General features: G+C 75.4%; 12 protein-coding genes and 1 tRNA gene. 2 read left to right on the top strand and 11 right to left on the bottom strand.

Annotated features, from left to right (window positions below; all coding sequences use genetic code 11):
* The 7 genes from ACI79D_RS14495 to ACI79D_RS14465 all read right to left on the bottom strand — a co-directional run.
* On the bottom strand, positions 1 to 1515 hold a 1515-nt coding region (locus ACI79D_RS14495), incomplete at its 3' end, for a sodium:solute symporter family transporter (RefSeq protein ID WP_456919121.1).
* Between the two features lie 87 nt (positions 1516 to 1602).
* Positions 1603 to 2631, bottom strand: a complete 1029-nt coding sequence (locus ACI79D_RS14490; protein WP_456919120.1) for an isopenicillin N synthase family dioxygenase — start codon at positions 2629 to 2631, stop codon at positions 1603 to 1605.
* A gap of 13 nt (positions 2632 to 2644) precedes the next feature.
* The gene (locus ACI79D_RS14485) at positions 2645 to 3415 is read right to left on the bottom strand and encodes a hypothetical protein (protein ID WP_456919119.1); all 771 of its coding nucleotides are present in this window, start codon (positions 3413 to 3415) and stop codon (positions 2645 to 2647) included.
* Positions 3412 to 5163, bottom strand: a complete 1752-nt coding sequence (gene atzF / locus ACI79D_RS14480) for an allophanate hydrolase (protein ID WP_456919118.1) — start codon at positions 5161 to 5163, stop codon at positions 3412 to 3414. The genes ACI79D_RS14485 and atzF overlap by 4 nt, the downstream gene beginning before the upstream one ends.
* Entirely contained in the window at positions 5160 to 8831 is a 3672-nt protein-coding gene (uca, locus tag ACI79D_RS14475; protein WP_456919117.1) for an urea carboxylase, read from the bottom strand. The genes atzF and uca overlap by 4 nt, the downstream gene beginning before the upstream one ends.
* Positions 8828 to 9502, bottom strand: coding sequence for an urea amidolyase associated protein UAAP2 (locus tag ACI79D_RS14470; RefSeq protein ID WP_456919116.1), 675 nt, complete (start codon positions 9500 to 9502; stop codon positions 8828 to 8830). Before ACI79D_RS14470 ends, uca begins: the two co-directional genes overlap by 4 nt.
* The gene (locus tag ACI79D_RS14465) at positions 9499 to 10392 is read right to left on the bottom strand and encodes an urea amidolyase associated protein UAAP1 (protein WP_456919115.1); all 894 of its coding nucleotides are present in this window, start codon (positions 10390 to 10392) and stop codon (positions 9499 to 9501) included. The genes ACI79D_RS14470 and ACI79D_RS14465 overlap by 4 nt, the downstream gene beginning before the upstream one ends.
* A 450-nt stretch (positions 10393 to 10842) precedes the next feature.
* On the opposite strand from ACI79D_RS14465, the gene ACI79D_RS14460 reads away from it, so the two are divergent.
* Positions 10843 to 11055: a tyrosine-type recombinase/integrase gene (locus tag ACI79D_RS14460; RefSeq protein WP_456919123.1), complete on the top strand. Its 213-nt coding sequence runs from the start codon at positions 10843 to 10845 to the stop codon at positions 11053 to 11055.
* Between the two features lie 193 nt (positions 11056 to 11248).
* On the opposite strand, the gene ACI79D_RS14455 is transcribed toward ACI79D_RS14460, so the two are convergent.
* Positions 11249 to 11321, bottom strand: a tRNA-Asn gene (locus tag ACI79D_RS14455).
* Positions 11322 to 11459: 138 nt separating this feature from the next.
* Between ACI79D_RS14455 and ACI79D_RS14450 the strand changes: the two genes are divergently transcribed.
* Complete coding sequence (locus ACI79D_RS14450) at positions 11460 to 11720, top strand: hypothetical protein (RefSeq protein ID WP_456919114.1); 261 nt, start codon at positions 11460 to 11462, stop codon at positions 11718 to 11720.
* A gap of 7 nt (positions 11721 to 11727) precedes the next feature.
* Here the strand turns inward: ACI79D_RS14450 and ACI79D_RS14445 are convergent, their stop codons facing one another.
* The 3 genes from ACI79D_RS14445 to ACI79D_RS14435 are packed head-to-tail and all read right to left on the bottom strand — an operon-like array spanning position 11728 to position 14704.
* Positions 11728 to 12309 carry a hypothetical protein gene (locus tag ACI79D_RS14445; RefSeq protein WP_456919113.1) on the bottom strand — a complete coding sequence of 194 codons (582 nt, stop codon included), beginning with the start codon at positions 12307 to 12309 and terminating at the stop codon, positions 11728 to 11730.
* Complete coding sequence (gene dnaG, locus ACI79D_RS14440; RefSeq protein ID WP_456919112.1) at positions 12306 to 14192, bottom strand: DNA primase; 1887 nt, start codon at positions 14190 to 14192, stop codon at positions 12306 to 12308. The genes ACI79D_RS14445 and dnaG overlap by 4 nt, the downstream gene beginning before the upstream one ends.
* Positions 14192 to 14704: a hypothetical protein gene (locus ACI79D_RS14435; protein ID WP_456919111.1), complete on the bottom strand. Its 513-nt coding sequence runs from the start codon at positions 14702 to 14704 to the stop codon at positions 14192 to 14194. Before ACI79D_RS14435 ends, dnaG begins: the two co-directional genes overlap by 1 nt.
* Between the last annotated feature and the right edge of the window lie 4 nt (positions 14705 to 14708).

Below are 14708 nucleotides of genomic sequence, written 5' to 3'. Positions count from 1 at the left end.
CCGCGCCCCCCCCCGCCCCCCCCCCCCCCCCCCGCCCCCCCCCCCCCCCCCCCCCCCCCCCCCCCCCCCCCCCCCCCCCCCCGCGGCGACCGCCGGTCGCCGGGTGACCACCGCGACGGCGACGTAGGCGATCAGCGACGCCGCTGCCGCCCACACCGTGGACCAGCCGTCCACCGCGGAGGTGACCACGTCGTTCGGGACGTGCAGCAGCGTGTTCTCGACCCCGTAGATCGTCGGCGTCAGCACGAAGAACACCAGCCGGACGCCGATGCCGACGACGATCGCCGCCGCTGCCGCGGCCGCCCCGCCGCGCGACCAGTACAGCCCGAGGACGAACGGCACCACCAGGCTGGCCAGCAGCAGGTCGAACGCGAGGGTCAGCAGGATGCCCGTCTGCGGTACCCGCAGCGCGATCACCGCGGCGAGCGCGGCCATCGGCAGGGTCGCCAGCCGGGTGGCCCGCAGGATGCGCGGCGTCATGACCGGCACGCCGGCGTCCACCCGCAGGACGTTGCGGACGAGTACCGACGCGGTGCTGAGCAGGACCCCGCTGACCGTGGTCACGGTGGCCGCCAGCAGGCCGGAGATGACGACCACCGCGAGCCAGACCGGCGCGTGCTCACCCAGCAGCGTGTAGAGGATCGGCCCGTCGGCCGCGGCGTCCCCGACCACGCCGACCGCGGCGACGGCGACGAACGACAGCGGCAGGCAGAACAGCAGGATGCCGGTGGCGGCGGAGAAGCAGGCCCGCTGGGCGGCACCCGGGCTGCGCGAGGAGAAGACCCGCTGCATGAGGTCGATCGCGACGAGGTTGCCCAGCCCGAGCGCGATGATCGTCGCCCAGTTGACCACCGCGCCGGCGTCGCTGGAGGTGAGCTGCTCCAGGTGCCCGGCGCCGAGCCCCTCGGGGGCGGCCAACCCGTGGGTGGTGGCCATCCAGACGACCAGCGCGATGACGCCGACGACGTTGATGGCGACCTGGGCCACCCCGGTGTAGACGCTGGCGAACATGCCGCCGGTGATCGTGTAGAGGAGGGCCAGCGGGATGGTGATCAGGATGCCGACGGTGTAGCTGACGCCCAGGAACCGCTCGAGGAGGAAGCCGAGGGCGACCAGGTTGCCGGCCAGCAGGATCGCGAAGCTGCCGACGGTCAGCACCGAGGAGGAGAGCTCCACGCCGCGGCCGAACCGCCTCCGGAAGAACTCCGGCAGCGTGACCACGTTCGCCGCGTGCATCCGGCGGGCGAAGAAGAGCCCCATCAGCAGGAGACAGAGCGCCAGCCCGATGGGCAGGGCGGCACCGGCCCAGAAGCCGAACGACGCGGCGAGGTCGGCGTTGCCCAGGGTCGCGTTCGAGTCGACGGCCTGGGAGATGAGGACGGCGCCGACCAGCCCGGCGGACAGGCTGCGGCCGGCGACGAGGTAGTTGGTCGTGTCGCCGCGCACCCTGCGGGCGGAGACGAGTCCGCTGGCTGTGAGGACGAGCAGACACAGACCGACACCGGCAACGATCATGGCGGGACTCCAGGAAGGAGGCGGGAGGGGGACGGCGGTGCGGGGTCCCGGGCGCCGTTGCCAGGGGGTGGTGCGGGGGCCGAGCGGTCAGACGAGCTGGCGGGCTTCCTGGCCGAAGGAGGACAGCGGCCGCGCGCCCTCGGGCAGCGCGATCTCGCCGGCGGCGAGCCGCTCGCGCAGGTAGCGGAAGCTCTGCGCGGTCTGGGCGAACAGGTGCTCACCGGCGACCAGCGGCTGCATCGGGGGCTGCCCCTCGCGGACGAAGCCCTCCAGCGGTGCGACCGGGGTGTCGTAGTCGACGTTGAAGAACAGCGGGAACGAGTAGCGCTCCTGGGAGACCTTGCGCACCCGGTGGGTGGTCGCGACGAACGCGCCGTTGGTCCAGGTCTCCAGCAGGTCGCCGATGTTGAGGACGAAGGCGTCCTCGAGCAGCGGGACGTCGAGCCAGGTGCCGGCGGGGTTCATGACCTGCAACCCGGGCGCCGTGGGCCGCAGCAGGGTGAAGCACTCGTAGTCGGTGTGCGCGCCGATGCCGGGCCGGTCGGCGGCCGAGGGGTCGTACGGGTAGTGGATCAGCCGCAGCTGGGACGGCGGCGTCGTCACGTGCCGGTCGAACCGGTCCGGGGCCTCCCCCAGGGCGACGGCGAAGGCGCGCAGCACCGTCCGCGACAGCGCGAAGACCGCGTCGTACCAGGCGCTCACGGCCTCCCGGAAGCCCGGCAGGTCGGGCCACTGGTTCGGGCCGAGCAGCGGGTTGCCGGCGAGGTAGCGCGGATCGTCGGCGGGCAGCTCGAAGGAGAGGTCGAAGGCCTCCTTGTGGTCGGGGGTCCCGCCGGCGAACACCTCCTCGCCGATCGGCACGTAGCCGCGGTGGTTGGTCGAGGTGCCGATGTGGACGCGCATCTTGTCCTCCAGCGGCAGCGCGAAGAACCGCTCCGTCTGCGTGAGCAGCGCGTCGAACAGCGACCGGTCGATGCCGTGGCCGACCAGCTGGGCGAAACCCACGCGGCGAGCGGCGTCCCCCAGCTCGCGGACGGCGTCGGCGTAGCCGGGGCCGCCCTCGTCGCGCAGCGCGGAGATGTCCAGGACGGGGACCTCGGTGAAGGCCTCGGACACGGGTGGGTTCCTCTCAGGTGGTGACCCGCCAGCGGCGGCGCACCGGGCGTCCGTCGGCGGTCAGGTCGGCGGTGGTCAGATCGGTGGGGAGCAGGGCGGGGTCGCCGTCCGCCTGCGGTTGCAGCAGGCAGCCGACGCGGAGGGGAAGGGTCGACCGGGTGATGCGCCAGGCGCCGCCGACGACGACGCCGAGGGACACCTCCAGGTCCAGCAGCTCCCGGACGGCGGCCAGGTCGCTGCCCGCGACGAGGTCCCGCAGCGCGGCCCCCGGCGGCAGCGGAACCGCCCGGTCGCGGACGTAGCCGAAGCGGTCCCCCAGCCGCAGCAGCAGGCCGGCGCGGCCGTCCTCGCCGCGCAGCACCAGCTCCTGCCGCGGCGTCGGCTCCGGACCGGTTTCCACGGCGGCCCAGCGCTCGACGTAGTCCCGGCCGACCCCGGTCTCTACGACCACGTCGCCGTCGAGGGCCAGCCGGCCGGCGTCGGGGAGGTCTGCGGGCGGGTGCAGGTCGACGTCCCGCGTCCAGGTCCAGACCTCGCCGTCCTGCAGGAGCCGTCCGGCGAAGGCCTCCTGGCGGGCCAGCGCGCGCACGTGGTCGGTCGGCGACCCGGCGTCGACCGGCGGCAGGTCGGCGGGCTGCCGCAGGTCGCAGTACCAGGTGCCCAGCTGCAGCCAGTGGGCCTCGGTCGTGGTGTCCGGGGCCGCACCGGGCGTCCAGATGCCCTCCCGCCGCCACATCCGGTGGACCACCGCGGCGCGGGCGACACCGGTGAGGGTGCCGGTCACGCGTCCACCAGCAGCTGCCGCTGGGCAGTGGGCCAGTCGCCGTGCTCGGAGATGTCGACGGCGCCCTGCCAGGCCTCGAGGCTGCAGCCGAACCCGACCACCTCCGACCCGTCGGCCAGCTCCACCCGGCCGAGGGACATCGGCGCGGGCAGCGCGGCGAGGAAGTCCCCCAGCGCCGCGGTGGGCACCAGCCACAGCTGGCCGCCGATCGCCACCCCGGACCCGCGGCCGACCCGGGCCAGGCCGGGCTTGGCCGGGACGGTCTCCAGCCGGGCCAGCCGGTAGGCCGGCGCCGTCGTGGCCGGGCCCAGCCAGCGGGCTCCGCGGTCGTCGAGCTCGCCGTCCAGGGGCTGGCCGCGCAGGTGCGCGCCGACCACGAACAGCCGGGTGGCGGCCGCGCCGGACGGGACCGGCCACGGCACGTCCGCGCGGGCGGCGACCGCGGCCGCGCCGGGGCGGGCCACCGGCTCCGAAGGCAACTGCACCAGCCGGGCCAGGTCCAGGGCGACGGCGTCGGCGCCGGCCCGGGCGACGATCGAGACGCCGAACTGCACGTCCTCGCCGTCGACCTCACGGACGGTGCCCGAGGGCACGGCGACCGCGCACAGGTCCATGAGGTTGCAGAAGTTGGTGTAGGTGCCCAGCCGAGAGTTGACGCCCATGGGGTCGGCGGCCACCTCCGCGAGGGTCGGGTGCTCCGTGGTCGTCGGCAGCAGCAGGGCGTCGGTCCCGGCGAGCTCGGCCGTCGCGAGTGCGGTCAGCTCGGCGAGCCGCTCGCGGTCGGCGAGCAGCCGGGTCGCGGGCACCGTCCCGGCCGCGCCGATGATCGCGCCCACGGTCGGGTCCACCGCGTCGCGGTGCGCGTCGACGAACCCGCCGACCGCGGCGTGGCGCTCGGCGACCAGCCCCCCGTCGTAGAGCAGCCGCGCCGCCTCGAGGAACGGCGACAGGTCGACGGACACGACGGTCGCCCCCTGCGCGACCAGCCGGCCGGCCGCCGCGCGGAAGGCCTCCTGCCGGGCCGGGGACAGCGCCGGCAGCTGCCGCGGGACGGCGACCCGGGCCGCCGGCCGGGCGGCCAGCGGCGCGGCGGACGGCCAGGGCCGCGCCCCGCCGGCCATCACCGCCATGGCCGCGTCGGCGGTGTCCAGGTCGCGGGCGAACACGGTCACGCAGTCGTAGGAGCGGCAGGCGGGGACGACGCCGTCGGTGGGGACGACGCCCACGGTCGGCTTGATGCCCACGATCCCCTGCAGCGCGGCGGGCACCCGGCCGGAACCGGCGGTGTCGGTGCCCACGCCCAGGTCGGCCAGCCCGAGGGCGACCGCCACGGCCGAACCCGAGCTCGAGCCGCCGGAGATGCGGTCGGGCCGCCGAGCGTCCCGGACGGCGCCGTGCGGGCTGCGGGTGCCGACCAGGCCGGTGGCGAACTGGTCGAGGTTCGTCGTCCCGACCACGACCGCGCCCGCCCGGCGCAGCCGCTCGACCACCGGGGCGTCCGCGGCGGCCGGCTCGGTCGCGAAGGCCGGGCATCCGGCGGTCGTGGGCAGCCCGGCCACGTCGACGTTGTTCTTCACCGCCGCGACCAGCCCGGCCAGGGGCAGCCGCTCCCCCGCGGCGACCCGGGCGTCCACCGCGGCGGCCTCGGCGAGCACCTCGGGCTCCGGCCGCAGGTGGACCCAGACCTCGGGCCGGTCGACGTCCGCGATCGCGCGGAAGGCCGCACGGACCCGCTCGACGGCGCTCACGCCGCCACCTCCGCCGCCGCGGCCTCGGGCGCCTCGTCGGCGATCACGACCAGCGGCGTGCCGGCGGCCACCTGGGTGCCGGCACCGACCAGCACGTGGGTCACCACCCCGTCGGCGGGCGCGGTCACGACCGTCTCCATCTTCATGGCCTCCAGCGCCAGCAGCGGCTGGCCGGCGGTGACGGTGTCGCCCACGGCGACGTCGACCCGCCAGACGTTGGAGACCATCGGGGCGTCGACCCGCTCGGCGCCCTCGGGCAGGACGAGGTCACCGGGCGGCGCGGCGGCGGCCGTGGACTCGGCCCGCTTGGCGCGGTCGAACTCCCCGGCCGCGGTCCAGGCCGCACGCTCGGCGTCGAAGGCGGCGGTCTGCCGGGCGCGGAAGGCGGCGATCGAGTCGGCGTGCTCGGCGAGGAACCGCTCGTGCTCGGCGAGGGAGAAGGTGCCCTCGGTGATGTCGACGGAGCCGCGGCCGGCGGCGAGGTCGGCGCGCATGTCGAGCAACTCCTCCGAGGTGACCGGGTACCAGGAGATGCGGTCGAAGAAGCGCAGCAGCCACGGGCTGCCCGGCTCGAACGGCGCGGTGTGCCGGTAACGGCTCCACACCTGCGTGGTGCGGCCCACGAACTGGTAGCCGCCGGGGCCTTCCATCCCGTAGATGCACAGGTAGGCGCCGCCGATGCCGACCGAGTTCTCCGCCGTCCAGGTGCGCGCCGGGTTGTACTTGGTGGTGACCAGCCGGTGCCGAGGGTCCAGCGGGGTGGCCACCGGGGCGCCGAGGTACACGTCGCCCAGGCCGAGGGTCAGGTACTCGGCGGAGAAGACCGTCGCCATCACGTCGTCGGCGGAGGCCAGCCCGTTGACCCGGCGGATGAACTCGATGTTCGACGGGCACCACGGGGCGTCGTCCCGGACCCCGGACATGTACCGGGAGATCGCCTCGCGGGTGGCCGGGTCGTCCCAGGACAGCGGCAGCCGGACCGAGCGGCTGGGCACCACTAGCTCCGAGGTCGCGGGGAGGTCCGCCTCCACCTCGGCCAGCAGCCCCATCAGCCGCGACGTCGGCAGCACGTCGGGGTCGACGTGCACCTGCAGCGAGCGGATGCCGGGGGTCAGGTCGAGGATCCCGGTGACCTCGCCGGAGGCCTGCAGCTCCGCCAGGCGGGTGTGCAGCGCGTGCACGCGGGCGCGCAGCGCCAGGTCGAGCACGATCTCGCCGTACTCCACCAGCACGTTGTCGTCGCCGCTGCGCCGGTAGGTGACCGCGGGCGCACCGGCCGGCGCGGGACGGCGGGCCAGCACCCCGTCGTCGCCGTCCGCACCGTTGCTGCGGACCACCGGGGAGGCGGCCCCCCGGGCCGGGGAGAGGTCGGCGCGGGACGGCGCGTCGGCGGCGCGGACCGGCACGAAGCGCACCGTGTCGCCGGGTCGCAGCTGCCCGAGCTTCCACCGGTCGGCGGCGACCACGGTCACCGGGCAGACGAAGCCGCCGAGGCTGGGCCCGTCGGGGCCGAGCAGGATCGGGGTGTCGCCGGTGAAGTCCAGGGCGCCGACGGAGTAGGCGTTGTCGTGGATGTTGGAGGGGTGCAGGCCGGCCTCGCCGCCGTCCGGCCGGGCCCAGGTCGGCTGCGGTCCCTCCAGCCGCACCCCGGTGCGGGCGGAGTTGAAGTGCACGGTGTAGGCGCTGGCGTAGAGGGTGGCGACGTCCTCGCGGGTGAAGAACTCCGGCGCCGCGTGCGGCCCCTCGGTGACCGCGAGCTCCCAGTCGGCCGGGATGGCCGGACGCCGCTCGACGGGGACCGGGCCGCCCTCGGCCGCCCCGGTGCCGGGCACGGTGCGCAGCACGTCCCCGGGACGCAGCTCGCGACCGCCGTGCCCGCCGAACTGGCCGAGGGTGAAGGTGGCCGCGCTGCCCAGGTACGTCGGCACGTCCAGCCCGCCGGCGAACAGGACGTAGCTGCGCAACCCGGTGCCCTCGGCGGCGCCCACGTCGAGCAGGCCGCCGGCCGGCACCCGCACCGGCTCCCACATCGGCACCGGGACGCCGTCCACGGTCACCGGCACCTCGGCGCCGGTGACGCAGACGGTCGTCGGGTGGGTGAAGCGCAGCGCCGGGCCGGTGGCGGTGCACTCCAGGCCGGGCACGCCCTCGGGGTTGCCGAGGGCGGTGTTGCCCAGCCGGAACGACAGGTCGTCCATCGGGCCGCTCGGGGGGACGCCGACCTGCCACAGCCCGACCCGGCCGGGCGCGTCCTGCACGGTGGTCATCAGCCCGGGCCGCTCCACGGTGATCCGCGGCGTCGGGTCACCCATCCCGGCCAGGGTCGACGTGCTGTGCGCGGCCGTCCGGACGTCGAACCGGTCCGGCAGCGCGGCCAGCAGGCCCAGGTTGACCTCGATGCCGTGCAGCGACGTCCCGGCGAGGGCGGCGGCGAGCCGGTCGAGGGCCTCGTCCCGGTCCGCGCCGGACGCGATCACCTTGGCCAGCAGCGGGTCGTAGGAGGTCGACACCTCGGTGCCGCTCTCCACCCAGGTGTCGACGCGCACGCCGTCGCCCTCGGGCAGCTCGACGGAGGTGAGGACGCCGGCGCTCGGCTGGAAGTCCCGGGCCGGGTCCTCCGCGTACACCCGCGCCTCGACCGCGTGCCCCCGGACCGGCATCGCGCCGGTGGTCCGGCCGGGTTCCAGGTGGGCGTCGAGCACGCCGGTCTCGCCCTGCGCCAACCGCAGCATCCAGGCGACCAGGTCGACGCCGGTCACCGCCTCGGTCACCGGGTGCTCCACCTGCAGCCGGGCGTTGACCTCGAGGAAGGAGGCCTCCTCCCGGCGCGGGTCGTAGACGAACTCGACGGTCCCGGCGGAGCGGTAGCCGACCGAGGCGGCCAGGGCGCGGGAGGACTCCTGCAGCCGCTCCCGCAGCTCCTCGGGCAGCGCGGGCGCGGGCGCCTCCTCGACCACCTTCTGGTTGCGGCGCTGCAGGGAGCAGTCGCGGTCGCCGAGGGAGACGACGCGGCCGGTGCCGTCGCCGAAGACCTGCACCTCGACGTGCCGGGCGTGCTCCACGTACCGCTCGGCGAAGACGCCGGCGGCGCCGAAGCTGCGCTCGGCCTGGCGGGTGACCCGCTCGTAGGCGGCGCGCAGCTCCCCGGCGTCCCGGCAGACCTGCATCCCGATGCCGCCGCCACCGCCGGTGGCCTTGAGCATCAGCGGGTACCCGATCTCCTCGGCCGCGGCCAGCGCCGCGCCGGCGTCGGCCAGCAGCGGGGTGCCGGGGAAGATCGGCACGCCGGCGGCCGAGGCCGCGGCCCGGGCGGTGTGCTTGGTGCCGAAGACCCGCAGCTGCTCGGGGGTCGGGCCGACGAAGGCCAGCCCGGCCGCCTCCACGGCGGCGGCGAACCCGGCGTCCTCGGAGAGGAAGCCGTAGCCGGGGTGCACCGCCCCGGCCCCGGTGCGGGCGGCCGCGTCGAGGACGGCCTCGGCGCGCAGGTAGCTCTGCTGCGGCGCGGCCGGGCCGATGCGGACGGCGGTGTCGGCCAGGTGCACGTGCGGTGCGCCGCGGTCGGCGTCGGAGAAGACCGCGACGGTCCGCAGGCCCAGCGCCCGGGCGGAGCGGATGATCCGGACGGCGATCTCGCCGCGGTTGGCGACCAGCAGGGTGTCGAAGCTCATGCCAGGCCCCCCGGCCGCGTCACGACCATCCGCACCGGCGTGGGGTCGAAGGCGTTGCACGGGTTGTTGACCTGGGGGCAGTTGGAGACCAGCACCAGGGTGTCGACCTCGGCGCGCACCGCGACCCGCTTCCCGGGGGCGGACAGGCCGTCGACGATGCCGAGCGCCCCGTCCGGGTCGACCGGGACGTTCATGAACCAGTTGATGTTCGAGGCGAGGTCGCGGGCGGACAGGCCGTGCCGCGAGCCCTCGAGGAGGAAGTTCTCCATGCAGCCGTGCTGGGCGCGGGTGTGCTGGCCGTAGCGCAGCGTGTTGGACTCCTTGGAGCAGGCCCCGCCGAGGGTGTCGTGCACGCCGACCTCGTCGGCCACGACTGTCATCAGCGGCTGCCCGGTGTCGGCGCGCAGCACCGAGCCGGTGGTGAGGGTGATGCGGCCCTGCCGGCGGATCGTCTCGGCGGCCGAGTACCGGACGGCGGTGTCGGCGGCGGAGTAGAGCAGGCAGTCGACGGCCTGGTTGCCGGCGAGGTCGACGATGGTCAGCACGTCGCCGGCGGCGACCACCGCCGACCACGCGGCCCGGGCGGGGACGTGCTCGTCGAGCACGAGGCTCCCGGGGACGAGGGCGCCGTCCGCCGCGGCGGGCGCCGGCATCAGGGTCTGGACGGTCACAGCACTCCCCTGGCCTTCAGGTCGGCGTCGGTGTTGGCGATGGCCTGCCGGTGTTCCGGGCCCAGCGGGCCGGTCAGCTCCCCGGCGGCGAGCCGGTCGAGGTCGGCCGCGGCCGGCCACGCACGCACCTCCAGGGCCGAGCAGGTGAACTCCGGGCGGGGGTCCAGCGGGTGCGCGGTGTTGGCCAGCAGCACGACCGTGTCCGCGTGCAGCAGCAGGTCCACCGCGGCACCGGGGCCGGCCGACCCCAGCCACTCGAAGGTCCCGGCGGGGGTGACCCGCACGCCCTGGAAGAAGGAGATCGACGGCGGCAGGTCCCGGACGCCGAGCCCGTGCTTGAGCGCGCCCAGGGTGAAGAGCTCCCGGCCGGCGGGTGCGGTCGACTCGGGCGCCGACGCCCCGTAGCGGGCCTGGTTGCCCGCGCGGGTGGTCGTGCCGGTGAGGGCGTCGTGCCGGCCGGAGGTGTCGGCGACGACCGTGGCCAGCACCCGGCCGAAGCCGCTGAGCAGCGGGTGCCCGGCGCCCAGGTAGGCCTGCCACGGCACCTTGACGGTGTCGGCGACGTTCAGCCGCTCGTGCGGCGCGTCCGCGCGGTAGAGCAGCAGGTGCGCGCAGGCGTCGCCGTCCCGGTCGGTGAGCCGCAGCCGGGTGCCGCGGGCGAGGACGGCGGTGGCGTACCCGCCGGGCGCGACCGTCTCCGACCAGGTCAGCGCCTCGCGGGCGACCCCGGCGGGTGCGGCGGGCGCGGTCGCAGGCGGGACGTGGCGCATGAAGTCGGCGACCTGGCCGTGCTGAGCGCGAGCGTGCGCCCGGGCCCCCGCGGTGGTCGCGGTGCCGGAGGCCTGGGCGGGGGGCGCCCCCGGTGGAGCGAGGTGGGTCGTGGTCGTCACGTGGGCTCCCGGAGCGGTCAGGGGGTCCCCCGGGGGGACTTTCTGTCGCTCGACAGTTTTCGGGGCGGCGCGCGGCCACGGGTTGTCTGCGCGTTACGGATCAGCCCGCGGCCGTTAACTCCCGTCGCAGGGTGTTTCGGCCCGGTGACGTCGTGCGCACGGCCTCCGTGAGGCCGTCGTCAGGACGGCGTCGGCGTCCAGGGCCTGGGGCCGGCTCCTCGACCGGGGTTCCGCTCAGCTTCGACGCCGGCATGCCCATCGGCGCCGACAGTTCCGCATTCCGGCAACTGCGCCGGACCCTTGATCGAGTGGCACCAGCCGAGCGCCTGGACAGGCCACTACAGGAACACTGGCGGGACTGCAGGTCACCCAGGCCGCGGCGCGATCCGCCAGTGATCTTCCGCAGCCCGCAGGGCCGGCTGACGCGATCCGAACGACACCAGCGGCGACCTGCGCCAGGTCCCCGACCGGGCCGGCTTCGACTGGGTCACCTCACATGTCTTCCGCAAGACCGTCGCCACCCGGCTGGATGAGGCCGGCCTGTCCGCCCGGCAGATCGCCGACCACCTCGGCCACACCCGGCCCAGCCTCACCCAGGACGTCTACATGGGCCGCCGGCTCGCCAGCCCCGAAGCAGCCGACGCCCTGCAGCGCTCGCTGTAGCACCGGGCCCGACTCCGGGCCGTCCAGATCCACTCGCCGCTACTGCGCGGCCATCCTCGGCCGTTGTCGTGCCGTGCTCCCGGGACGCCCCAGCAAGGGTCACGCCGCGCTGCGCGGGAGGGAGTTCGTTGGTCGTCCGTTGGTCCTTGGTAGATCAACTATCGACCCGATAGGCCGCTGACCTGCGGCTTTGCTCCCCCGATTGGACTCGAACCAATAACCCTGCGATTAACAGTCGCATGCTCTGCCAATTGAGCTACGGGGGATCGGCGGGTCGGACCCGCGCGCAGGGACCACAGTACCCGACGTCCTCCGGGGCCCCGCGGAGGGGCTCTCGCGTCGCGCGTCACACGGGAACCCGGTTACGGTGATCATCCGCTTCCCTGAGCAGCAGGAGGTCCCCCGTGGCGAAGCTGTCCTTCCTCGCCGGCTTCGGTGCCGGGTACGTGCTCGGCGCCAAGGCCGGGCGGGAGCGCTACGAGCAGATCCGCAAGGCGTGGGAGAACGCCAAGGACAACCCCCAGCTGCAGGGCGTGGCCGGGATGGCCCAGGCCCGCGCCGACGCGGTGGTCAACTCGGTGAAGGCCCGGATGGGCCGCGACACCTCGACCGAGCGCCCGACCGGGACGACCGCGCCCGGTCCGGTGCCCCCGCCCCGGGTCTGACGACCGGTCAGTCCACCTGGTCGGCGGCGACCGCCTCGGCCAGCTTCTCCCGCGCGACCTCCCGGGCGACCGGGTCGCTGCGGTCGGCGTCAGCGTCGAACACGACCGTCCACTCGCGCGCCGCCTGACCCGGCACCCGCCGCGCGACCAGCACGACTCCCCCGCCGGTGGGCAGCGGCGCGCGCCGGCTGGCGACCACCGTCTGGTCCACCCGCCGCCGGACGACGGCCGGCAGGTCGCCCGCCTCGCGCAGCGCGTGCCGCTCCACCGGCAGCCGCGCCTGCACCCCGGGCTCCACCTCGGTCAGCGCGGTCACCTCGAACCGGCCGCCGCCGTCGCCGGTCGCCGTCCACCGGGCCGAGGCCACCTCGTGCCACGGCAGGACGGCGACGTCACCGGCCTCGGTGAGGGACAGGTCCGCCGGGACGCGGCGCAGGCCGCGGGAGGTCGCCACCAGCCAGCCCTCGTCGCGGACCAGCCCGCCCCAGGCCAGCACCCGCTCGTCGGGGTCGGCCGAGGCCAGCGCCACCGCGCGGACGAGCTCCGGCGGCCGGGTGAACCGCCGCCGCACCCGATCGAGCACGCTCACTGGGCCAGCCCGCCCATCGCCCGCTGGCGCAGCGAGATCGCCTGCTGCTCGAGCGCCATCAGCTGCCCGAACGCCCGCATGTACTCGTCGCCGGCCTCGACCGGGTTCATCCGCTGCAGCCGACCCTTGAGCGCGGCCACCTGGCGGACGGTGTGCATCTCCTCCAGCCGGGCCAGCACCGCGTTCACGTAGCCGGCGTCGGCCTCCCCCACCGACCGCATCGGCTCGACGGCGAGCGCGGTCAGCTGCGCTCGGGCGGTCTCGCTCGTGCAGTGCGCGGCGATCTCGTCCAGCCACGCCGGCCCGGTAACCCGGGTCGCCGCCGCTCCCCCGGCGGCCGCGACCGCGGCGGCCACCGCGGCGTGGTCGGGGTCGGTGTAGGCCTCCACCGGGATGGCGTCGAACGACGGCCCGGCGAGCTCGGGGGTCTGCAGGGCGGCCTTCACCGCCTCGCGCTCGACGGCGACCGCGATGTCGTCCGGCGAGCGCTGCGGCGTCCGGGGACCTCGCGGCCGCTGCGGCGTCGCGCCGTCCCCGGTCAGCCGGCGCACCCGCTCGAGCACCTCGGCCTCGTCGGTGTTGCCGATCATCCCGGCCAGCTGGCGGGCGTAGGCCGGCCGCAACGCGTGGTCCTTGATCTGCGCGACCAGCGGCACGGTCTTCTCCAGCGCGGCGACCCGCCCCTCGACGGTGTCGAGGTCGTAGCCGGCCAGCGTCGTCTTCAGCACGAAGGCGATCAGCGGCGTCCGGCGCGCCACGAGGTCGCGGACGGCGGCGTCGCCGTGTGCCTGCCGCAGCTCGCACGGGTCCCGGCCGTCGGGCTCCACCGCGACGTAGGTCTGCCCGACGAAGCGCTGGTCCTCGGCGAAGGTCTTCATCGCCGCGTTCTGCCCGGCCGCGTCGCCGTCGAAGGTGTAGACGACCTCGCCGCGGAACTCGTCCTGGTCCATGAGCAGCCGGCGCAGCACGCTGATGTGCTCCGGCCCGAACGCCGTGCCGCAGGAGGCCACCGCCGTCGTCACGCCGGCCAGGTGGCAGGCCATGACGTCGGTGTAGCCCTCGACGACGACCGCCTGGTGCCGGCGGGCGATGTCCCGCTTGGCCCGGTCGATGCCGTAGAGGACGGTGCTCTTCTTGTAGAGCGGGGTCTCCGGGGTGTTGAGGTACTTCGGGCCCGGGTCGTCGTCCATCAGCTTGCGGGCGCCGAAGCCGATGACGTCGCCGGTGATGTCGCGGATCGGCCAGACCAGCCGGCGGTGGAACCGGTCGATCAGCGATCCGCGGGAGGACTCCTTGGCCAGCCCGGCGGTGACCAGCTCCTGCTGGGTGTAGCCCTTGCCGCGCAGGTGCCGGGTGAGGGTGTCCCAGCCGCCGGGGGCGTAGCCGCAGCCGTAGTCGACCGCCACCTGCCGGTCGAAGCCGCGGTCGGCGAGGAACTGCCGGGCCGGCGCGGCCTCGGGCGTGCCCAGCTGCTCGACGTAGAACGCGGCCGCCGCGGTGTTGGCCGCGACCAGCCGGGCGCGCTGCCCGGCCTGCTCGCGGGGCGGCGCCCCCGTGGGCCGGCCGCCGTCGTCCTCGTAGTGCAGCTCGACGTTGGCCCGCCCGGCGAGCAGCTCGACCGCCTCGCCGAAGGACAGGTGGTCGATCTCCTGCACGAAGCGGATGACGTCGCCACCCACGCCGCAACCAAAACAGTGATAGAGCCCGCGCGAGGGCGTGACGTGGAAGGACGGCGACTTCTCGTCGTGGAACGGGCACAGCCCCTTGAGGCTGCCGCCACCCGCGCGCTTGAGCTGCAGGTGCTCGCCGACGATCTCGTCGATCTTGCTCCGCTCCCGGATCAGCGCGATGTCCGCGGCCCGGATGCGTCCCCGGCCGGCCATCAGCTGCCTCCTGCCGCCGCCGCGCCACCGGCGATCGCGGCCGTCGCCGCCGCCTGATCGCGGCGGGTCATCACCAGCGCCAGCCACAGCAGGAAGACCTGGTGGTCGAGGGACAGCGACGCGTCGGCGGTCAGCGTCGGCCGCGGCGACCAGCCGCCGGTGGTGCCGGTCTCGGCGACCACGTGGCCGCCGGAGAGGTAGCGGTGCCCGCCCTTCCAGCGGGACACGACCTCGGAGACGATCGGCATCCCCTCCAGGTCGCCCTCCCAGATGCCCTTCCAGAACGACGTCTGCCGGGCCCGGAGCCGGACGGCGTCCTCCGGGTCGGCCGCCCACCGGCCGGTGAGCTCCCTCTTGCGCTTCGCGAGCACCCACTCGCGGTCGCCGACGACGGCCGTGGCCGCCTCCTTCCAGTTCGAGGCCCGCAGCGTGGCGACGACGACACCGTCGCGCAGCACGGGCAGGACGCCCTTCTCGGTGCCGGCCGAGCCGGCCTTGCCCAGTTCGAGCACGGCT

This window comes from Geodermatophilus sp. SYSU D00708 (assembly GCF_054050115.1).
This window is presented reverse-complemented; position numbering and strand designations above follow the sequence as displayed.

Bases quoted from the DNA above. Each gene is read 5' to 3' on its own strand.
- uca (WP_456919117.1), bottom strand. From the start codon at position 8,831: ATGAGCTTCGACACCCTGCTGGTCGCCAACCGCGGCGAGATCGCCGTC.
- dnaG (WP_456919112.1), bottom strand. From the start codon at position 14,192: ATGGCCGGCCGGGGACGCATCCGGGCCGCGGACATCGCGCTGATCCGG.